Source organism: Oceanobacillus polygoni (assembly GCF_008304605.1).
GTDB classification, from domain to species: Bacteria; Bacillota; Bacilli; order Bacillales; family Amphibacillaceae; genus Oceanobacillus; species Oceanobacillus polygoni.
The window spans coordinates 439,521-460,086 of record NZ_PIJY01000026.1; the positions used below are offsets into that span (position 1 = coordinate 439,521).

At 37.8% G+C, this 20,566-nt stretch carries 20 protein-coding genes; 6 read left to right on the plus strand and 14 right to left on the minus strand.

The genetic code is table 11. The features are described from left to right. The first annotated feature begins 283 nt into the window (after positions 1 to 283). Both F1560_RS13835 and F1560_RS13840 read left to right on the plus strand, forming a co-directional pair. Positions 284 to 1,183 carry an SGNH/GDSL hydrolase family protein gene (locus F1560_RS13835; protein ID WP_149475218.1) on the plus strand — a complete coding sequence of 300 codons (900 nt, stop codon included), beginning with the start codon at positions 284 to 286 and terminating at the stop codon, positions 1,181 to 1,183. 12 nt (positions 1,184 to 1,195) lie between these two features. Continuing rightward, positions 1,196 to 1,831 carry a YpmS family protein gene (locus F1560_RS13840; protein WP_149475219.1) on the plus strand — a complete coding sequence of 212 codons (636 nt, stop codon included), beginning with the start codon at positions 1,196 to 1,198 and terminating at the stop codon, positions 1,829 to 1,831. A 102-nt stretch (positions 1,832 to 1,933) separates the two neighbouring features. Here the strand turns inward: F1560_RS13840 and F1560_RS13845 are convergent, their stop codons facing one another. Continuing rightward, on the minus strand, positions 1,934 to 2,554 hold the full coding sequence (locus F1560_RS13845) for a hypothetical protein (RefSeq protein ID WP_149475220.1): 621 nt from the start codon (positions 2,552 to 2,554) through the stop codon (positions 1,934 to 1,936). A gap of 310 nt (positions 2,555 to 2,864) precedes the next feature. On the opposite strand from F1560_RS13845, the gene F1560_RS13850 reads away from it, so the two are divergent. Beyond that, entirely contained in the window at positions 2,865 to 4,484 is a 1,620-nt protein-coding gene (locus F1560_RS13850; protein ID WP_149475221.1) for an ABC-F family ATP-binding cassette domain-containing protein, read from the plus strand. A gap of 62 nt (positions 4,485 to 4,546) precedes the next feature. Here the strand turns inward: F1560_RS13850 and F1560_RS13855 are convergent, their stop codons facing one another. Both F1560_RS13855 and F1560_RS13860 read right to left on the minus strand, forming a co-directional pair. Beyond that, positions 4,547 to 5,494 (minus strand): NAD-dependent epimerase/dehydratase family protein, encoded by a 948-nt coding sequence (locus F1560_RS13855; protein WP_149475222.1) that lies wholly within the window; start codon positions 5,492 to 5,494, stop codon positions 4,547 to 4,549. Between the two features lie 36 nt (positions 5,495 to 5,530). Next, positions 5,531 to 6,721 (minus strand): glycine C-acetyltransferase, encoded by a 1,191-nt coding sequence (locus tag F1560_RS13860; RefSeq protein ID WP_149475223.1) that lies wholly within the window; start codon positions 6,719 to 6,721, stop codon positions 5,531 to 5,533. A gap of 197 nt (positions 6,722 to 6,918) precedes the next feature. Here F1560_RS13860 and F1560_RS22595 point away from each other — a divergent pair, with 197 nt between their 5' ends. Then, complete coding sequence (locus F1560_RS22595) at positions 6,919 to 7,050, plus strand: hypothetical protein (RefSeq protein ID WP_275955844.1); 132 nt, start codon at positions 6,919 to 6,921, stop codon at positions 7,048 to 7,050. 150 nt (positions 7,051 to 7,200) lie between these two features. Here F1560_RS22595 and F1560_RS13865 read toward each other — a convergent pair whose 3' ends face one another. Further along, a complete protein-coding gene (locus F1560_RS13865) occupies positions 7,201 to 7,992 on the minus strand; it encodes a LysM peptidoglycan-binding and 3D domain-containing protein (protein WP_149475224.1) in 792 nt (263 codons plus the stop codon). Between the two features lie 253 nt (positions 7,993 to 8,245). Continuing rightward, positions 8,246 to 9,133: a DUF1002 domain-containing protein gene (locus F1560_RS13870; protein WP_149475225.1), complete on the minus strand. Its 888-nt coding sequence runs from the start codon at positions 9,131 to 9,133 to the stop codon at positions 8,246 to 8,248. Positions 9,134 to 9,388: 255 nt separating this feature from the next. On the opposite strand from F1560_RS13870, the gene F1560_RS13875 reads away from it, so the two are divergent. Both F1560_RS13875 and F1560_RS13880 read left to right on the plus strand, forming a co-directional pair. Then, positions 9,389 to 10,588, plus strand: a complete 1,200-nt coding sequence (locus F1560_RS13875) for an MFS transporter (RefSeq protein ID WP_149475340.1) — start codon at positions 9,389 to 9,391, stop codon at positions 10,586 to 10,588. A gap of 109 nt (positions 10,589 to 10,697) precedes the next feature. Then, positions 10,698 to 10,943 (plus strand): YuzB family protein, encoded by a 246-nt coding sequence (locus F1560_RS13880; protein ID WP_149475226.1) that lies wholly within the window; start codon positions 10,698 to 10,700, stop codon positions 10,941 to 10,943. 55 nt (positions 10,944 to 10,998) lie between these two features. On the opposite strand, the gene F1560_RS13885 is transcribed toward F1560_RS13880, so the two are convergent. The 9 genes from F1560_RS13885 to F1560_RS13925 form a co-directional block, all read right to left on the minus strand. Further along, positions 10,999 to 12,174: an iron-containing alcohol dehydrogenase gene (locus F1560_RS13885; RefSeq protein WP_149475227.1), complete on the minus strand. Its 1,176-nt coding sequence runs from the start codon at positions 12,172 to 12,174 to the stop codon at positions 10,999 to 11,001. 17 nt (positions 12,175 to 12,191) lie between these two features. Then, the gene (locus F1560_RS13890; protein ID WP_149475228.1) at positions 12,192 to 12,569 is read right to left on the minus strand and encodes a RidA family protein; all 378 of its coding nucleotides are present in this window, start codon (positions 12,567 to 12,569) and stop codon (positions 12,192 to 12,194) included. Positions 12,570 to 12,649: 80 nt separating this feature from the next. After that, on the minus strand, positions 12,650 to 13,279 hold the full coding sequence (locus F1560_RS13895; protein WP_149475229.1) for a lysozyme family protein: 630 nt from the start codon (positions 13,277 to 13,279) through the stop codon (positions 12,650 to 12,652). Next, complete coding sequence (locus F1560_RS13900; protein ID WP_149475230.1) at positions 13,276 to 13,716, minus strand: hypothetical protein; 441 nt, start codon at positions 13,714 to 13,716, stop codon at positions 13,276 to 13,278. The genes F1560_RS13895 and F1560_RS13900 overlap by 4 nt, the downstream gene beginning before the upstream one ends. 15 nt (positions 13,717 to 13,731) lie before the next feature. Beyond that, on the minus strand, positions 13,732 to 15,072 hold the full coding sequence (locus F1560_RS13905; protein WP_149475231.1) for an MATE family efflux transporter: 1,341 nt from the start codon (positions 15,070 to 15,072) through the stop codon (positions 13,732 to 13,734). Positions 15,073 to 15,185: 113 nt separating this feature from the next. After that, positions 15,186 to 17,201, minus strand: coding sequence for a TRAP transporter permease (locus F1560_RS13910; RefSeq protein WP_149475232.1), 2,016 nt, complete (start codon positions 17,199 to 17,201; stop codon positions 15,186 to 15,188). Further along, positions 17,194 to 17,727, minus strand: coding sequence for a DUF1850 domain-containing protein (locus F1560_RS13915; protein WP_149475233.1), 534 nt, complete (start codon positions 17,725 to 17,727; stop codon positions 17,194 to 17,196). The genes F1560_RS13910 and F1560_RS13915 overlap by 8 nt, the downstream gene beginning before the upstream one ends. A gap of 130 nt (positions 17,728 to 17,857) precedes the next feature. After that, entirely contained in the window at positions 17,858 to 18,805 is a 948-nt protein-coding gene (locus F1560_RS13920; protein WP_149475234.1) for a TAXI family TRAP transporter solute-binding subunit, read from the minus strand. A 268-nt stretch (positions 18,806 to 19,073) separates the two neighbouring features. Continuing rightward, positions 19,074 to 20,132 (minus strand): NAD(P)H-dependent flavin oxidoreductase, encoded by a 1,059-nt coding sequence (locus tag F1560_RS13925; protein WP_149475235.1) that lies wholly within the window; start codon positions 20,130 to 20,132, stop codon positions 19,074 to 19,076. Between the last annotated feature and the right edge of the window lie 434 nt (positions 20,133 to 20,566).

Consider the following 20,566-nt stretch of genomic DNA (forward strand, 5'->3'; position numbering starts at 1 on the left):
AAGTTTAACTTTTTATATTATTGATTAAACTTATAAAGGATGTTATAAATAAGCAACTAGGGTAACGACGCTTTTCTTTAAGATGAACGGATAATAAGCAATACATATGAAAATACGAGAGGATATCACATGATTTTCTTGTATCCTGTAGTTTTTTCATAGTATCTTTTTTACAGGATTGTTTTAAAGGGTATATAATTTATGAATTTTTTTCGAATGGTTATAAAGCGGACAGATTAGCCTTTTTTTCCATATTATATTAAGAGATAACTGCATAGGTGTGATGAACTTGAAAAAGTATGTTTATATAGCCTTTTCCATTCTGATTGCTGGAGCTGTAATTATTTACTTTATGCTACAGTCAACTGAAACGATTACGGAACCTACCACTGACCCTGAACAAGATATAGAACAAGAATTAGAGGATCATGACACAGAGGATGAATCGGATACGAGTGAAGAAAACCAAGAACAAGCAGAAGAGACTGAGCAAACGGGATTTCCACCAATTGTATCTGGTGCACTGCAAAGTACGATTGGCTTCTTTAGTAATCAAGAAACAAAAATTGTTGCCATTGGTGATTCACTCACACAAGGGGTTGGTGATGAAACAGAGCAAGGTGGCTATGTTGGAATATTAGATCGAACGATTAATGACGGATTACAAACGGCAGATATTATTAATTTTGGAAAGCGAGGAAATCGCACAGACCAGTTGCTCAAGCGTTTAGATCAGGAGGAAATAGCCCAAGAGATTGCTGATTCTGATTTAGTACTGATTACGATTGGGGCAAATGATATTATGAAGGTTGCTAGAGAAAACATCATGCACCTAGTTATCGATGACTTTGTTGCCGAAAAAGAGGGCTATGAAATGCGAATTCGACAAATATTTGATAAAATTATTGCCTTAAATCCTGAAACAGATATATACCTTGTCGGCTTTTATAATCCTTTTAAACAATACTTTAAGGATATTAAAGAGTTTGATTTAATTGTCGGAGCCTGGAACACAGCGAGTAGCAATATTGCTAATGAATACGAAAACATTACATTTATACCAACGGAGGATTTATTTACAGTGACAACCACGAACTTGTTTGCCGATGATAATTTCCACCCAAATTATGAAGGCTATTATCTCATGGCTGAACGAGTTCTTGAATACATTACGACTAGATAAAGGATGAACGCTATGTCAGATAGAAAACAGCGTTTGAAACATAACAAATGGAAAAAAGCTTTCTACAGCTTGATCATCTTTAATGGCATTGTTATTGTAGTGCTTCTCGCACTCTTATTTGGACCTGTCCCGGAAAATAAAGCGCCTGATCGCTTTGAGCGAGGCGATCAAGAAAGCTCTGAATTTATTATACGAACGTCGAAACAGAATTTGAATAATCTCGTCAATGCTTATATTGAACAATTGTTGGGTGATTCAGATCATTACTATCGTATATCACTTGATGAAGATGTCCATCTAATCGGGGAACTCCCTATATTTTCAACAACTGTTCCACTTTCTGTTCATTTTGAACCATTGGTGCAGGAAAACGGTGATCTCGTTTTAAAACAAAAATCGATATCGGTTGGCTTATTAGAGCTACCAAACAAAAAAATCATGGAATATATGGATAACTTACTTCCAATGCCAGACTGGGTTACCGTCAATCCGCAAGAGCAAGAAATTTATGTTGCCGTCACAAACATGGATATTCGAAGTAATTTTCAAGTTGCAGTTGATACCATTGACCTTGAAGCAAACAATCTCGCTTTCAGGTTAAAGATTCCGTATGAAACACTAGGTCTGGAAATGCTAGGTCCGTGGTAAACAAAACAGCCAAAACCTATCCATATCTATACCCTCGTCAAACTCTATTACAAATTTCAAGATAACAAAAAGAACCATTTACATTGTAGATGGTTCTTTTTGTTATTTTAAACCTAACCGTTTAAATCGAGAAGATATTAGAAATATAAATGATTGCTTTGGTAAGGCTTGATCTTGTATTACTTTTTCAGGTTTTTTCTGTTTCTGATAATCGCCAAGAATCCCCTGATAGATTAGCTGCATTCCTGGGTAGTTCCGAATATCTGCTGGTGTAATAAAGTTAATTGGCTTTCCGAATTGAAACCTCTTCACATCACGCAATACTGTTGCAACAAATTCGGAGCAGAATAGCGCATATCTTCGATTAATTTCTAACTCTAACATAACACCAAATAAACCAATAAAATTATATTTATAAAGCTGTTTCTTTGCTTCAATCTCTTTTATATTATGAATGATGCCTTCGTACTCTTCGTCCGTAACTGTGAAACTGTAGATCTCACAAGATGAACGCTTTAAAAATTCACTATGAATGTCTTCCTTAATAAATCCACCGATAAATGGATTTCTCGGCTGCTTTCTTCCAAAGCTGTACAGTTCCTTTAATTGCGGATCAAAACCGATGGAGACATGATTTAATGATTTCTTCGTGTAGAAATTTATTGCTTTTGACAGATAACTGCCTGTATCGGTAAAAAGGAAATAAATGATCCTTTCACCCATGCCCTTCCCCCCTTCCCGTTGTTGGGCGATAAAACAATGATACTTTATTTATAGTCTTTTGTACTACTATTACAAAAAAAAGACAAATATACAAGTTATTTTTTAACAATGCCGCCATGATGCGGAAGTTGAATTGTTCAATAGAAATAATAACTTCCTATTAATATAGCATATTATAGGACAAGGAAATAGGAAACCTATAAAACATTACCAATTTTGTAAAACATGCTGTGGGGTTCTTGCAAAGTTGCTTCAAATAACGTAAGCTTACGATGATTACTATTTATTTTATTGGAGGAAAAGACCCACAATGATAACTGTTACTAACGTTAGTTTACGATATGGTGATAAAAAGCTTTTTGAAGATGTAAACCTTAAATTTACTCCTGGAAACTGTTATGGAGTTATTGGCGCAAATGGTGCTGGAAAATCAACTTTCCTAAAGGTATTATCTGGTGAAGTTGAGGCACAGTCTGGTAATGTCTCGATGTCTCCTGGTGAACGACTTGCTGTATTAAAGCAGGATCACTTCGCTTATGAAGACAATGAAGTAATTGATACTGTTTTGATGGGACATGAAAAGCTTTATAAAGTAAAGCAAGAAAAAGATGCAATTTATATGAAAGCTGATTTTTCTGAAGAAGATGGCATGCGTGCAGCCGAGCTAGAAGGCGAATTTGCTGAGATGAATGGTTGGGAAGCTGAATCGGATGCTGCTGTATTACTAAAAGGTCTTGGCATTGAAGAATCGCTTCATATGATGAAAATGGCTGAGCTTACTGCTGACCAAAAAGTAAAAGTTTTGCTTGCTCAAGCATTATTTGGTAGCCCAGATATTCTATTACTTGATGAGCCGACAAACGGACTTGATATTCAAGCAATCCAGTGGCTGGAAGAATTCTTAATTAACTTCGAAAACACGGTTATCGTAGTTTCTCACGATAGACACTTCTTAAATAAAGTATGTACACATATTGCAGATGTTGACTATGGGAAAATCCAAATTTATATTGGAAACTATGACTTCTGGTATGAATCCAGTCAGCTTGCTTCGCAAATGGCACAGGATGCGAACAAAAAGAAAGAAGAGAAAATTAAAGAACTACAAGCCTTTATTGCTCGATTTAGCGCAAATGCGTCGAAATCGAAGCAGGCAACATCACGTAAGAAAATGTTGGATAATATTACATTAGATGATATTAGACCTTCTTCACGTAAATATCCGTACATTGCATTTACACCTGAGCGCGAAATCGGAAACGATTTATTACGTGTGGAAGGATTAAGTAAAACAATTGAAGGCGTGAAAATCCTAGACAATGTTAGCTTTACGATGAACAAGGATGATAAATTGGCACTCGTAGGGAAAAATGATATCGCGAAAACGACCTTGTTGAAAATTTTAGCAGGTGAAATGGAGCCTGATGAAGGTAGGTTCAACTGGGGTGTTACAACATCGCAATCTTATTTCCCGAAAGATAATGCGAAGTACTTCGAAAATGGTGACCTAACATTAGTAGACTGGCTTCGTCAATATTCTCCAGAAGATGAAACCGAAACGTTTTTACGTGGATTTTTAGGAAGAATGCTGTTTTCTGGTGAAGAAGCACTGAAAAAAGCGAATGTGCTATCTGGTGGTGAAAAAGTACGTTGTATGCTGTCGAAAATGATGCTTTCCCATGCAAACGTACTAATGCTTGATGAACCGACAAACCATTTAGATTTAGAATCTATTCAATCACTGAACAATGGGTTGATTAAATTTAAAGGGTCCATTCTATTTACATCACATGACCATCAGTTCATTAACAGTATTGCAAATCGTTTAATCGAAATTACACCTAAAGGTATTATCGATAAAGAAATGAGCTATGATGAATACGTACAAGATCGCAAGCTACAAAAGCAAATTGCAGCAATGTATGCATAAAAATAGTGAGTGAAGGTGCCCTTTCCCGAGGATACCTTCACTCCTTTTTATTCACTTATTCATTAGATAGATGCCTTCTTCCTTATCTTATCAAGCATATCAATCGTCATGCGATCGAGATCATATTCTGCTTGGAATCCCCATTCCTCCATTGCTGCTTGAGAACTGATCGAATTTGGCCAGCTATCCGCAATTTGTTGTCTAACCGGATCGACTTTATACGTCAGCTTAAAATCTGGCAGCTGTTTTTGAATCGATTTGGCAAAATCCTCTGGTTGAGCAGACATTGCCGATATATTAAAGGCATTACGATGAATCAATCTCTCTGGATTTGCTTCCATTAAATGAACAATCGCATTTAAAGCATCTGGCATATACATCATATCCATATAGGTGCCCGCAGCAATATACGATTCATAGGAGTTATGTTTTACCGCTTCATAATAAATTTCAACAGCGTAATCCGTTGTTCCGCCACCTGGTGGAGCCACATAAGATATCAAGCCTGGAAAACGAACCCCTCTTGTATCAACCCCATAGCGTTGGTAGTAGTAATCACATAAAAGCTCTCCCGCAACTTTATTCACGCCATACATCGTTGTTGGGCGTTGTAACGTATCTTGTGGCGTATTATCCCGTGGTGTTGTTGAACCAAATGCACCAATGGAGCTTGGTGTAAAAAATTGTAAATGGAATTCCTTTGCAACCTCTAATGTATTGAGCAAACCACCCATATTTATATCCCAAGCAACCTTCGGAAATGCCTCTGCTTTTGCGGATAAAAGTGCTGCAAGATGCATAATCGTGTCCACTTCATGCTTTTTAACTACATTTAAGACTTGTTCTATATCGGTAACATCCATCACTTCGAATGGACCATGTTCTTCTATACCATCAAACTTTCGTATATCTGTCCCAATAACCTGATCGTCCCCATAAATTTTCCTTAACTTGCCTGTTAGTTCAGATCCAATTTGACCGAGAGCACCTGTAACTAGAATTTTTTTCATCGCTTAAATCCCCTCTAAGGAAGTCTCTATATCTTTTTAAATCAAACCCATTTCTTTTCCAACCTTTTCATACACAGCTATCGATTCATCCAGCATTTCTTTTGTATGTGCAGCTGTCGGCATATTACGAACGCGTCCTGTACCACGAGGGACAGTTGGAAAAACAATCGATTTCGCATAAACCCCTTCTTCAAATAAACGTTTGCTAAATTGCTGTGCTGCTTTTTCATCGCCAATAATACATGGCGTTATTGGTGTTTCACTGTTTCCAATCGAAAAACCTATTTTTTTCAATCCCTCTTTCAGATAATTTCCATTTTCCCATAGTCTTTCATTTAATTCCGTACTTTCCATTAGTAATTCAATCGCCTTTGTACTAGCAATCGCATCTGCTGGCGACACAGCTGTTGAAAATAAAAATGGACGTGAGCTTACCTTTAGCCAGTTGATAAGGTTGGCCTTCCCCGCTACATAACCCCCAACTACTCCAATCGCTTTTGAGAGCGTTCCCATTTGGAAGTCTATTTTATCCTGTAAGCCAAAGTGCTTTACAGTACCGGCACCTTTTCCAGTAACCCCAGAGCCATGCGCATCATCAACATACGTAATCAAATCGTATGCTTCTGCAATTTCTACAATTTCTGGAAGCTTCGCAATATCTCCATCCATGGAAAACACACCATCGGTAATCACCATTATTTTATTGTACTGACCTGACGCAACTGCTTCTTTCGCCTTCGTACGTAAATCATCCATATCGGAGTGTTCAAAGCGAATAATCTTCGCCTTCGAAAGACGACACCCATCAATAATGGATGCATGATTGAGTGAATCCGACAAAATAGCATCATGTTTATCCATAACCGCTGATATAGCAGCCATATTACAATTGAACCCGGATTGATAGGAAATGGCAGCCTCCGTTCCTTTAAATGCAGCAATTTTATCTTCTAACGTAATGTGAAGATCGAGTGTACCGTTGATTGTTCGAACTGCTCCCGCACCAACACCATGTGATTCAATAGCTGCTTTTGCTACATGCTTCAAACGTTCATCGGTTGCCAACCCAAGATAATTATTAGACGAAAGATTAATTAACTCTTTTCCCTGAATCTGAATAACCGGACCATTTGCACCCTCTACTGCATCAATTTCATTGTATAGCCCACGTTCCTTTAAATCTAAGATACTATCATTTAAAAAGCTGTCTAATGTCTTACTAGTCATACGGCAAACTCCTCCTTAAAGACAGAAATACTTCCACATGTTAGTTTATCATAAAAACGCTTACATTTCTCTTCGACTTTTCAGAATTTAATTAGATATTTTTCGCTTTTTTTATTTTACTGTAATTCCCTGTAGTAGTTTTATTGTATTTCTACTATACTAGTTAGTAGAAATTTAACATCTTGGAGGAAGCTTGCATGCGAAAGATCTTATTGGGGTTATTCGTTATTATGATTCTTACAATTGGAATAGTCGGGTATACTGAAATAAACAATAAACCAAATGAGGTTATTGAAGAAACAGATCATTCCAAAGAAATACATTTATAATTGTTTAACAGAATTAAAAACTCGGGTGAAAGAGTTTACCATATTGGAAAACTTATGCAGATAGGGAAATTTTATGTTTCCTTTACCGCAAAAAAAGGAAAGCACATAATATCGGTGCTTTCCTTTTTGTTTATTGCTGCGGGCTAGACATTATTTAACAATCGTTACGTTAACTTGCTGAGCGCCCCAATTGATTGCTTCTTCTTTTGTTGGAACGTGAAGATCAATTTTATCACCTTTTATGGCGCCACCAATATCAGCTGCAGTTGCATAACCATAGCCTTCAACGTAGACCTCTGAGCCTAAAGGTATTACATTAGGGTCTACAGCAATAACCTTTGCATTTGGATTAGAATTTAAATCTACCCCTGTATACGTAACTCCTGAGCAACCATCACATTTTGCTGTGTAGGCTGTTGCTGTTACAGAAATTGTTTCACCTTCAGGGCTTTGTTCTGAACTTGGCTCTGAACCCTCTTCTACTTGCTCTGTTTTAACCGTAGCTGTCTTTTCTTCAGCTTGTTTTTCCGTTTCTTTTTCTTGCTTCGGTGCTTCTACAGTCTCAGCTGGTACTGAATCTTCTTGACTAACATTCACACCATTTATTTTTAGATCTTGTCCGATAACAATAATATCGTTTTTAAGATCATTCCATTCCTTTAATTCATCTACAGTTATGTTATATTCTTTTCCGATACCGATCAATGTATCCCCTTGCTTTACTGAATAGATATTGTTAATAAACAGCAATTGCTTCGGGTGAATGACAGTAGATTTTAAATCATTTATTTCAGTTAATTCCTCAACGGTTGTATCGTATTTATCTGCAATCTCCCAGAGACTTTCTCCCTTTTGTACTTCGTGTTCTTCAGCTGAAACTGTTGTTGTAGCCGCGCCAACAATAAAAATACCTGCGGCGAGTGCTGCTACTAGTTTTTTCATCTGATGTACCTCCTTGAATTTATGACAATGCCTATCGTACCACAGGAAAACTACAAATACAGTTACAGGATGTTTAAGAGTCTATTACAAGGATTACTATTTTCATATTTTTGTTACATTCCGTAATATTTTTGATAGAAAAGGCTCAAATTACCACTTATTTCTATCACAAGATGGGAGAATAGACATAAAAAAAGAAAAGTAGCTTCTCACTCAAAAGCTACTTTTCTTTTTTTCATCCTTTTATTCAACGTTAATTAAATAATCCACCTAGGAAATCGCCTAGAGATTTGAATAGTTCACTGAAGAAATTAGCGACCTTTTCCCAGAATCCTGCATCAAGTCCCAATTCATCCGCCTTGTCCGCAATCGAATTAGCAATATCTTCGAGCTGGTTTTTCACCGCACCAAAGTCAATGTTTAAATCACGCATTTTATCAAAAAGATTAACAAGCATTTGACGATCTTCATCACTTAATCGAATCTCTAATTTGTCCAATTGCTCACTAACAATTCGTTCTACATCTTCTTTTGTTGCTGGATTTTGTTCGGCAATCATCTGCTTGATTTCCGTAAGCAGTGTACTTACTTCATCTTGGGTAATATCTTCATTTTCAGCAAGGTCTGTAGCCACGTTCAATTCTTCATTTGCTAGCTCCATTCGTTCTTTGTCGAGCTCTTCGCCTTCTACGTCATATGCCTTATAAATACCCGTTAACGCTGAATGTCCACTAACCTTGACTGGTGAGACCACATCGACAGTTGCATTTTCTGCTCCGGCAGTAAGTAATGCATTTTCATACATCGAAGCCGTCACTTCTGTTATATTTTCCGGGGTAACAATATTAACCGTTAGTCCAGCACCTTCATTTTCCAGAAGGATTCTTGCAGAAGAATACATATTGGCATTTGGGTTTCCATTAATAAAGTCTGCATAATCCTGTCCAGTAACGTCATGCGCTTCAAAGGTATCCGTATCTGAAATATCCAAAGCCTCACGAACTTGGGCTCGCTGTGAATCATTTAATTTTTCCCCATAAATAAGAATCGTATTGGATGCTGCTGATACCGGCATAACAAACGCAATAAATAATGCTAGCATCAACAGTGATATTCGAACTACCTTTACATTAAATTTCATGTTATATGTCTCCTTTTTCATTCTCATTCCTATAATCTGCTTAGAGCTTTTATTAAACATATCCAATTTTTATCTATTATAACGCTTAGGGCTAATTTTGAACATCTTTTTTCACGGATTGATTTGGAATAGTGAGCAGATAACTTTAAATTTATTTCGTGTTAGTGTATATTTAGAGTATCGAAATATTTTTTAAGAAAGAAGGTTTTTGGAATCATAGATACTGACCAAGCGGCTAAACGTAATTTGGCTATTATGTGGTTTGCCAATTTTTTTGTTAGTGGTAGTATGACAATGGTAATTCCATTTATCTCCTTATATATTGATTCAATGGGGAACTTCTCCGACTCTTATGTGCAAACTTGGTCGGGGTTAACGTTTGCAGTAACATTCATTGCTGCATTTATCTTTTCTCCAATATGGGGAAGAATTGGAGATAAATATGGCAGAAAGAAAATTTTAATTATATCTGCATTCGGAATCGGATTGTCTGTATTTTTAATGGGGTTTGCCACATCAGTATGGCAGCTTTTTTTATTGCGATTATTTATGGGGATTGTGACCGGATTCATCCCAATGTCACAAGCATTTATTGCTGTACAGACACCGAAAGAAGTTGCAGGAAAAGTGCTCGGTACGCTTCAAACCGGGGGAATCACTGGAGCGTTAATGGGGCCAATGCTCGGTGGTGCATTAGCAGATATATTTGGCTATTCAAGCACATTCAAGTGGGTTTCCATTACTATATTCATCTCCGGATTCCTTGTCATGTTTGGAATCAAGGAGCTGCAAATCACTATCTCTAATGATAAAAACGACTTTAAATCGTATAGCAGTAAAGAAGTATTGCAGCATATTATACGTAAACCAGTATTGCTTGTTGTCATGCTGCTTTCTACGTTAGTACAGATTGCACATTTCAGCATTCAGCCTATCCTCTCTTTATTTGTTGCAGAGATTCATGGCACCGTTAATATTGCATTCTTTGCCGGTTTAGCTTTTTCAGCAGCCGGTTTAGGTAATCTTCTCATGTCCAGAAGATGGGGCAAGATTGGGGATCGTGTTGGCTATATTAAGATATTAATCATTCTTTTATTTATGGCAGGGATTGTCTACTTCCCAGGAGCATTTGTAACGAATATCTGGCAGCTTGTTGTATTAAGATTCTTACTCGGTGTTTCAATCGGTGGTATTGTTCCACTGCGAATCGCATATATTCGCCAGGAGGCACCGTTGTCCATGCAAGGTGAAGTGTTGGGCTATAATACAAGTCTCCGCTTCCTTGGCAATATTATCGGTCCTGCACTCGGCGGCTTAGTTGCTGCTACTTGGGGCTTCTCATCTGTATTCGTTATTACAAGCGTATTGCTTATTCTTAGCGGAGTCATTATGCTTGTTGCATGGTATAAAGGTGAAGGTTCACCGAAGCACGCCCATTCCTTCTCATCGAGGTAAACGACTTATTGCCCCTGTTTTTTTATTTCGAGACAGAAAGATTGATTTCTATAACCATATATGCTAAAACTAACTAAGTCTTAATTATTAAGGAAAGAAAGTGATAGCAATGGGTATAGTCGTTGTCGAGGTTTGTGACGGTAATGCAATCACTACATTAAATATAGAAGAAATTATCGAAGCAGAGTTTCCGGAAGTAGCAGTGCTAATGAATGAATGCTTATCCTTTTGCGGATTATGTCGAGTAAGACCGTATGCACTCGTTAACAATAAACGCGTGTTTGGCAAGACACCTGAAGAATGTCTTGAGAAAATACGCGAGCAAATAAAAAAAGAACTGGCTATCTATCAATGATACCAGTTCTTTTTCTACTTTATTTGACAAAATATTTCCTGGGAAATAGTCGAAATTATTCGGTTAAGCTAGCTGTAAAAATCGCAATCGAATCCTCTTTAGTTAGTCGCTTAAAGTTACCAAATTCCGGATTCGCACTAACCGTTTTCTCAGCCATTAATTCCACCGTGCCTTCATCGATAGCATAGTCTGTTAATGTTGCTGGTGCTCCAATAGAATTCCAAAATTCTCGGAGTTTATCAATTCCTTCATAAGCAATTTCCTGATCTGATTTACCTGTCGTACTTACACCGAATACACGAACCGCTAACTGTTTGAAGCGTGGTGCATTATTTTCATCCAAAACATGCTTCATCCAATTCGGAAAAAGAATCGCTAATCCTCCACCATGTGGAATGTCATGTACTGCTGATACCGCATGCTCTAAATTATGGGTCGCCCAATCGCCTCGGTAACCTATGTTCAGCATATTATTTAATGCTAATGTACCACTAAGCATAATCGTCGCCCGATGATCGTAATTCTCAGGGTCATCAAGCAATTTAGGCGCTGTTTCCATTACAGTTAATAAAATCGATTCACAAAAACGATCTTGCACCAATGTGTTTTGCGTTTGGTGGAAATAATGCTCGAGTACATGGGACATGATATCAACAATTCCATAGACTGTCTGGTCACGTGGTACCGTGAATGTATGCTCTGGATCTAAAATAGAAAATGCAGGGTACGTATACGGCGTCCCCCAGCCATGCTTCTCATTTTCTTCCCAGTTTGTGATTACCGAGCCGCTATTCATTTCGGAGCCTGTTGCAGCCAATGTAAGAACAGTTCCGAATGGTAACGCTCCACTTGCACGCTCTTTCTTTGTCACAATATCCCACATATCCACATCTGTTTTTGCGCCGACAGCAATTGCTTTCGTACAATCAATAGTACTTCCACCACCAACTGCAAGCAGGAAATCAACTTGATGCTCTTTACATATAGCTACTCCTTTACGAACGGTTGAAATACGTGGATTAGGCTCTACTCCAGGCAATTCAAAGACATCTGCTCCAAGCCTATCAAGCTCTCTCTTCACATCATCATAAATGCCATTCTTTTTAATGCTTCCCCCACCATAGACAATTAAAACACGCTTGCCATAAGGTCTTATTTCATCAGCGAGCTTTTCCAACTGTCCTTTACCGAAAATTAATTTCGTCGGATTCTGATACGTAAAATTTTCCAAATTAGATTCCTCCAATATTATTTGGTATATGCTACGACATCCATTTCTACTAAAACATCCTTGGGTAGTCGGCTTACCTCAACAGTTGCTCTAGCCGGATATGGCTCTGTTAAAAAGCTGCCATAGATTTCATTTACCTCAGCAAAATGATCCATTGAAGATAAGTAAATCGTAAATTTAACGACTTGAGAAAAATCGCTTCCCGCTTCTGTCAAAATTGCTTTTAAATTTTCAAGTACTTGTTTGGTTTGATTTGTAATGCCATCAACAATTTCACCTGATGCTGGATCTATCGGAATCTGTCCTGACACATAGACAAAGTCCCCTGCCTGAATTGCTTGTGAATATGGTCCAATTGCTGCTGGTGCTTTTTCTGTTTGAATTGCTTTTACCATTTTAATCCTCCTATAGTGTGTGTTTTGTATAAATTCAGTTTCTTCCTTTTCACTAATCATACCAGTTTCTTCATGATTCTTCATTCAAGAGCTAATACATCTTTATATTGCATAACAGACCTGACATAGTATATATCTCCATAACAGGCGTCGTATTGTTTTGCTTCTTCTCGCCGACATGTATAAACCGATGGATCAGAGGCATTCTCGTACATTTCCTTGGAAAACGCAATTGCAATATCCTGTGAGTAGCTCCTCGACTCGGCTTGGACATAATCAATAAATCCTCGGCCGAAATTATACGACTGGATGGCAAGTTCTAGGTCACCATCTGCATCCTCCAACGTTTTCGAGAAATAATAGACTCCTTGTTTAATAGAAAGCTCTGGGTCTTTTATACACCCAATTTTTCCACAATAGCTTTCCGAGGACTGCATCGGATCATTCCCTCGTCCTCCTGATTCCTGCATCATCATCGCTTGCAGAACATCAACATAATCTTCAATCCCATACTCCTTCGCATAGGTTTGAATTAACGGCTCATAGTTCCGAACTTCCTCACTAATTAAGAGAGATGATGACCTAGTAGGACTCAACCCGCCTTGTTTTTCAAATGTCAAAAACGATAATAGTAGAAATAAACCAATCAAAATGAACGTAACAGATGCGACCTGCTTCATTATTTTTCGTATCTTTCTTTTTAGCTTCATACACGATCTTCCCTTTTCTCTACCAATAGTAGTACCAACACCCAGACACTGATTCCATACATAAGATGTCCGACAATCCAATACATCAACGCCGTCATATCAGTCAGATCTGGAGTGCGCTCTGAGAATTGAGTGGTAAAATAGAGGACACATCCAATCAGAACATTTACGATTATGTATGGCAGTATTTGATTTTGAACCTTCCACCTTTTAAATAAAAAGTAGATACATAGTACAAGCAACACAGAAACAAGCAAATGTAAGCCAAATTCAACAGCTTCATTCATGTTCCAATCCTTTATAACAGGAATATAATCCACATTTAATAACAGAACATAAACAGCTTTTCCTGTATCATGCTCTACCATCTTCAAAAATCCGCCCAATATAAATCCTGAAATGACGCCAACACTTATAAGTTTCCATAATCGTTTCATCGCATTGCTCCAATATTAATTAGCCTTTTTGAATAATTCCTTCTCTCGCCACTTTCCAAAACGATAGTAGAGCATCGCTATTACACTACTAATCACAAAGCTTGCTCCCATTCCAATCGCTATTCCGATCTCACCAAACACCTTTGCAAATAAAGCTGTCAGCGGATATCGCAATACCCAAAATGAAATAATATTAAGTACAAGCACTTGATACATTGCACCTGCCGCACGAACGATTCCATTTAAGATAAAATTAATTCCTAAAAACGGATAACATAAAGCAATAATTTGTAAATACGTTTTTCCAAATGCGACCGCTGCTTCATCCCGAATAAACAGTCTGACACCATATTCTGCTAAAAATACAACGACAATACCGATTGCAAACATAATGGAGAAATTGTAAAGGACACCATACTTCGCAATCCCTTTTACACGTGACCAATTTTTCACGCCAATGTTTTGGCCGGCCATACTACTAACAGCAGTGCTAAGCGCATGTGCAGGTAGCATCAATAAACTATCCAAGCGCTGTGCAGCACTAAATCCAGCCACAACGCCACCGCCAAATCCTGTAACAACACTCATAATTGCTGCTGAGCCTGCTGAAATAACGGACATCTGTAGACCTGAAGGAATTCCCAGGTTCAAAATCAAACCTACTTCAGCTTTAGCTGGTAATGTTGGCATACTAAACGGTGCAAGCTTTTTAGATAAAATATAAATCAAACCATATAGAAAAGCGACTCCTTGCGAAAGTACAGTTGCATATGCAGCACCTTCCACTCCCCATTTAAACACACTTATAAATATTGGATCGAGTGCCGCATTTAGTGCCACAGCAATCATAACAAAGCGTACTGGCGTTTTACTATCGCCCAAAGCCCGAAGAACGGTGCTAATAAAATTATAGCCAAATAGAAATAAAATCCCAAGAAAGTTAATTTGTAAATAAGCTTTTGCTTGTTCCATCATAACTTCTGGTGTACCAAGCACACCTAGAAACTGTTCTGAAAAAAAGTATCCTATGGCACCTAAACCAACCGCTATCGTTGTTAGAATTACGACAAATGCATTTAAATATCGTTTTAATCCTATTTCATTATCCTTTCCCTTTTGCTGCGAAAGAATGGTAAGTGCTGCATTATTTAAACCAATAATAAAGGAAAGTACCGTAAACAAAATTGTCCCCGAAACTGCAACTGCTCCCAAAGCGTTAGCACCTAATAAATTACCAACCCACAAACTATCAATAAGCTGATAGGATGTTTGCAATAAATTCGTAAGCATAATCGGCCAAGAAAATCGGAGCAATTGCTTAAATATATTCCCCTCTGTAAAATCATACTGCTTCATGATGGTAATCCTCTTTCTATTTTTATATCATCCATAAGTTAAGCATAGCGTATTCACATAAGAAATCAAAGAAAGGTGATCAGATAAAAATCTGATCACCTTAATGTTAACTTTTACCCCGCAGATCCTGCTTTTTTCAGATCATCACGTTGATCATCTTGACCTTTATCCTTTGTCATAAACTGAATAGCTACTAATATAACAAAAGCGATAAACCCAATCGTATCCGAATAGCCTTCTGGATACATTAGCAACAATCCCGTAATAACAGAAATAATTCTTTCAAACCATTTGATTTTACGATACCAAAACCCGATAAGCCCAGCACCAACAGCGATCATTCCAATCATTGCGGTAATGAGTGACCAGCCAATATCGATAAAGGTTCCTTCTATCATTAAAAGCGTTGGATTCAGAACGAACATGTACGGTATGATGAAAGCCGCAATCGCTAGTTTCGATGCATTAAGACCCGTACGAATCGGATCACCTCCAGATATCCCACTTGCTGCAAAGGCCGCGAGTGCCACTGGTGGTGTAATATCTGCAACAATACCAAAGTAGAATACAAACATATGTGCAGCAAGTACTGGAATCGCTACTTCTAGTTCACCATTTAGTGCAATGATTGCCGGTAAAGCAATGGTTGATGTAATAATATAGTTTGCTGTTGTAGGTGAGCCCATCCCAATAATGATCGATGTAATCATTGTAAAGAACAAGGTTAACATCAATTGAATCTCTGGAGAGCCTGCAATGGAACCTGCAATACCAACAAGACCATTGCCTAATTTTAGGCCTAAACCTGTTTTGGTAACAACTCCAACAATAATCCCAGCACAGGCTGTAGCTGCAGCAACACCTAGCGCTGTCCGAGCACCTGATTCCAACGCTATAACAAACTTACTTGGTGTGATACGTGTATCTTTCCTAAACAAACTTACGATAATTGTTGATAGAATTCCATAAAGAGCAGCACGTTCTACACTCATACCGATGAACAAGAAATAAACAATCGCTAAAATTGGTAGAAGCAAATGGATTTTTTTAAGTACTGTTTTTTTACTTGGAATCTCCTCCTTAGGCAAACCAAGAAGACCCATACGTTTCGCTTCAAAATGTGTCATGATCCAAATACCGGAGAAGTATAGAATAGCTGGGATCGTTGCTGCTTTCGCGATATTCCAATAACTTTCTCCCGCAAACTCAATCATAAGAAATGCTGCAGCTCCCATAATTGGTGGCATAATTTGTCCCCCAGTGGATGCTGCCGCTTCTACTGCTCCTGCAAAATCTTTCTTATAGCCAAGCTTTTTCATCATTGGGATCGTATATGCTCCCGTCGTAACCGTATTTGCTACAGAGCTTCCAGAAATTGTCCCATTCAGTGCACTAGAAAATATCGCAACCTTTGCAGGTCCACCAATTCGACGACCAGCAATCGAAATCGCCAAGTCATTAAAGTAGTTTCCAACTCCTGTTTGAACGAGAAAAGCCCCAAATAATAGAAATAAGAAAATATACGTAGAAGATACTTGTAATGGGGTACCAAGAATACCTTCCGTCGTAAAAAACATCGATTGAATTAATTGCTGGAAACTTAACCCCCGGTGTGCAAGGATTCCTGGCATATATGGTCCAAAAATAGCATACACAAGGAATAATGCAGCAATAATTGTTATTGGTAGACCGACAGCTCTTCTAGCAGCTTCTAATACTAAGAGTACTGCAATCCCACCAATCAATACTTGTACACCATCAATTCCGCCAATTTGCTGCACTAATGATTGATAGAATACTGGCCAATAACCAGTGACAACAATGGATAATGATGCAAGAGTGTAATCATACCAAGGTATCGTCTGCTTTTTTGTTTTTCTTCGGGCAGGGAATAATAGAAAGATTAGTGTTAATGCAAAGCCTAAATGGACCGTTCGTTGAATATAAGCTGTATATTGCCCGAAGATTCCTGTATAAATTTGGAAGAGAGAAAAAGCAATTAACATAATAAAGATTACTTTAGCAATCAAGCCACCGACATTTCGAGTATTTGACTCAGCGTCATATTTCTGCATGAGTTCCTGTTGCTCTTCCAATGTTAGTTGTTTTGGTTCTTTGTTTTCACTCATGGATTTTCACTCCTCTCATATATTCCCATAATGTGATTTTTTCTACCTTCACTGTAAACCAATCACCAGGATCAAAATAATCATTAAACCAGACCATATGCTCCTGTCCTGTATTCGATTCCCATAAGAATCGATTTTCAGAAACGGTTTTCCCATTGCGAATTTTCATCGAATCAAAGTAATTATCCAAATCTTTTACATGATATTTCCCATCTTCATAGATAAACGTTTGACCTTCTCCTGCATTCGCAGGCATGCCAATACCAAATTCCTCATAGACAATTTCGTATTGCTTAATGTCCAGATTCTCTGTTACCGTGTATTTTTCTACAACATCTGTTAAATGAATGGAATGTGTAAAGACGATTTGGAATTTGTCGTCTATTTCAATTGGTTTGAATGCTGCCAGCTGTCTTGTGTTTTTCTCATAGAAAACTAAAGCTGTATCAACTGGGGCAAACAGGAAAATACCTAATAAACTTGCTATGATAAGAATAACAATTGTAATCCTTTTATTATGTAACATGATGTTCCACCTAGATTGTGTTTCCATTATGGTTTAGTTGTATAGTTGCTTTTCTATTTGCCAAAAATAGCCGACAGCCATTCCCATATAAAAGGGCGGACAGCCGGCTATAGTAGCCTATAAATGCAGCTTATTCTACGCTTACTCCTTGTTCCTCGTAGTACTTTTGCGCTCCTGGATGTACATCAATTCCAATCCCATCTAACGCAGTTTCCAGCTGAATAAATTGGGCCTTATCATGTGCCATACTATCTGCATTTTCATAAATAGCTTTTGTAATCTCATAAGCCGTATCTTCTGAAACGCTATCTACTACTGCAAGCATCGCTAAAACGGCAACCGTATTTACTTCCTCATCTAATCCATACGTTCCTGCTGGAATAGTGTCAGCTGCATAGTATGGATATTGCTCAACCATTTCATCAATTTTTTCCTGGTCAATCGGAACTATTGAAACATCTACCGTAGCGGATAGCCCTTCAACAGCACCTGTTGGAGTTCCAGCTGTAATAAAGGCAGCATCGATATTGCCATCTTGGATTCCTCCGGTAGATTCACCAAAGTCAAGGTTTTGTGGTCTAATATCATCCATTGTCATTCCATGAATTTCGAGTATTTGCTCCGCATTCACATACGTTCCTGATCCCGGCGCACCAACTGAAACAGACTTCCCTGCCAAATCCTCTACAGAGGTAATACCAGAGTTTCCAGTTGTAACAATTTGAATTGTTTCTGGATAAAGTGCTCCAATTGCAAGTACATTATCAACCGGATTTCCTTCAAAAGAATTTATACCATCAACGGCATTTGACATAACGTCTGTTTGCACAAACGCTAACTCAGCATCTCCCTCACTTAAAGCGATTACATTATCTGCCGAAGCATTCGATGAAACTGCATCCGTCTGAATACCTGTTGCCTCTGAAATATTAGTAGCCATTTCACCACCTAGCGGGTAATATGTACCACTTGTCCCCCCTGTTAGCATTTGAAGAAATTCGTCCTCACTACATGCTGCTAGAAATAGTGCCATTCCCATCAATAATACTGTCGATAAAAACAATTTCATCTTTCTCATAAAAGACACCCCTTTTGTTCTACTATTTCAATAAATTTATATTAACTGAACCATTATTAGATGTCAAACAATTCCAAAGGATTACTATATTTATTATTTAATCACAATTCATCATTTACAGCAAAATTATTTTATATTCACTCTATGATGAAAGTAATAGGTATTTTTAATCGTTAACCAGAAGCATATATAACATTATGATCGTTTCACCGAAAAAAACAGTCAAACACCAGATTTATCTGAGTACTTGGCTGTTTTTTGCTGTATATTATGTTACTTTCACTTCCGTATTACCGACGAACAAACCGATAATATCTTCCACACTTTCTTCTTTATGTAATGCCCCTACTCCTTGTCCAGCCCAAAGTGATTGTAAATCAGCAATAGCAAATTCCGCTCCGGCTGATCTTAGGTCTTTCGTTAGTTCATTTTGAATTGGAAAAGGTAAAATATCTAGCCCACTTGATTCTACTTCATCGATGAAGCCATTTTTTATTGCTCTTGCAGGTCTACCTGAGAACACTTTTGTTATCACGGTATCTTCATAATTTGCTTTCATTAATGCTCTACGATACGTTTTGTTCGTACCCGCTTCTTTAGCCAGTAAGAATCTTGTTCCCAATTGTACGCCGCTAGCCCCCATTATAAGTAGTGCATCAAGTTGCTTTTTCGTATAAATCCCTCCTGCCGCAACAACTGGTAAAGAGGTATTCTCTAAAATGGATTGCACCAGTGCAATTAAACCCATATCACTTCCATTTGGGTACTTTTCTATGTCAAACGTGCCACGATGACCACCAGCTTCAACACCTTGAGCTACAACAATATCATATCCCATATCCTCTAAAAGCTTTGCCTCGTCAATATTTGTTGCCATTCCAATAAGTATCGTATTATTTTCTTTTAACCGTTCAATTAATACAGAAGAAAGTACACCAAAGGCTGTACTAACAATGGGAACCTTCTCTTTTATAAGTATATAAACTTTCTCTTGTAAATAGTCATTTACTTTTACTAGATTTTCCTGCTGATCTAAGCCTATTTCATCCCTTTGCTTGTTTAAAAGTGCTTGCATCTCATCTACATCCGTTGAGAAGGCTTCCAGATTTGCAGCAAACAGATTTACCGCAAAGGGTTTGTCCGTTAATTGTTTTACACGTTGAATAGCTTCTTTTAATACGAGTGTGTTCATATAGCCAGCGCCAACCGTCCCAAGTGCGCCAGAATTCGACACTGCGGCTACAAGTTCCGGCGTCGTAATCCCGCCAGCCATACCAGCTTGAATGATAGGAATTGTAATTTTTAATTTTTCCAATACGCTTGCCATCCTTAACCTCTCCTTTTTTAAAAATTAACTTTGTAAAATGTCTTCACTATTAGAATACAAGACTTATGACTTACTAAAATTAAATTCACAATTGTCCAGATATGTGCTCCGTTCCTCTCTAGCATAGCATAGACAAATTAATTAGACGACTTAATTACAGAAAAATACCAATTTACATTCATTTATGTGAATCGTTGGTTCTCCAGTATTTTGCTTTTTTCGACAATAGTCCCACTTTTTAATCAAATTGTAAATTCAATTTTTCGTGTTATAATCAAGAAATGGTGGGTAAATATGCAATTTAGGTACATGTTCAAAAGGTGGATGAAAACGATAAGATGGCTTTAGTGTGCGGGTTTGCAAACGATGTATTGACTTCTGTGTTGTCCACAGGTCGTGTCGGTCATTGTCAAATCTCTCGTCTAGATGTACCA

Coding starts and splice junctions, on each gene's coding strand:
- F1560_RS13835 (WP_149475218.1), top strand. CDS start 284: ATGAACTTGAAAAAGTATGTTTATATAGCCTTTTCCATTCTGATTGCT.
- F1560_RS13840 (WP_149475219.1), top strand. CDS start 1,196: ATGTCAGATAGAAAACAGCGTTTGAAACATAACAAATGGAAAAAAGCT.
- F1560_RS13845 (WP_149475220.1), bottom strand. CDS start 2,554: ATGGGTGAAAGGATCATTTATTTCCTTTTTACCGATACAGGCAGTTAT.
- F1560_RS13850 (WP_149475221.1), top strand. CDS start 2,865: ATGATAACTGTTACTAACGTTAGTTTACGATATGGTGATAAAAAGCTT.
- F1560_RS13855 (WP_149475222.1), bottom strand. CDS start 5,494: ATGAAAAAAATTCTAGTTACAGGTGCTCTCGGTCAAATTGGATCTGAA.
- F1560_RS13860 (WP_149475223.1), bottom strand. CDS start 6,721: ATGACTAGTAAGACATTAGACAGCTTTTTAAATGATAGTATCTTAGAT.
- F1560_RS22595 (WP_275955844.1), top strand. CDS start 6,919: ATGCGAAAGATCTTATTGGGGTTATTCGTTATTATGATTCTTACAATT.
- F1560_RS13865 (WP_149475224.1), bottom strand. CDS start 7,992: ATGAAAAAACTAGTAGCAGCACTCGCCGCAGGTATTTTTATTGTTGGC.
- F1560_RS13870 (WP_149475225.1), bottom strand. CDS start 9,133: ATGAAATTTAATGTAAAGGTAGTTCGAATATCACTGTTGATGCTAGCA.
- F1560_RS13875 (WP_149475340.1), top strand. CDS start 9,389: ATGTGGTTTGCCAATTTTTTTGTTAGTGGTAGTATGACAATGGTAATT.
- F1560_RS13880 (WP_149475226.1), top strand. CDS start 10,698: ATGGGTATAGTCGTTGTCGAGGTTTGTGACGGTAATGCAATCACTACA.
- F1560_RS13890 (WP_149475228.1), bottom strand. CDS start 12,569: ATGGTAAAAGCAATTCAAACAGAAAAAGCACCAGCAGCAATTGGACCA.
- F1560_RS13895 (WP_149475229.1), bottom strand. CDS start 13,279: ATGAAGCTAAAAAGAAAGATACGAAAAATAATGAAGCAGGTCGCATCT.
- F1560_RS13900 (WP_149475230.1), bottom strand. CDS start 13,716: ATGAAACGATTATGGAAACTTATAAGTGTTGGCGTCATTTCAGGATTT.
- F1560_RS13905 (WP_149475231.1), bottom strand. CDS start 15,072: ATGAAGCAGTATGATTTTACAGAGGGGAATATATTTAAGCAATTGCTC.
- F1560_RS13910 (WP_149475232.1), bottom strand. CDS start 17,201: ATGAGTGAAAACAAAGAACCAAAACAACTAACATTGGAAGAGCAACAG.
- F1560_RS13915 (WP_149475233.1), bottom strand. CDS start 17,727: ATGTTACATAATAAAAGGATTACAATTGTTATTCTTATCATAGCAAGT.
- F1560_RS13920 (WP_149475234.1), bottom strand. CDS start 18,805: ATGAGAAAGATGAAATTGTTTTTATCGACAGTATTATTGATGGGAATG.
- F1560_RS13925 (WP_149475235.1), bottom strand. CDS start 20,132: ATGGCAAGCGTATTGGAAAAATTAAAAATTACAATTCCTATCATTCAA.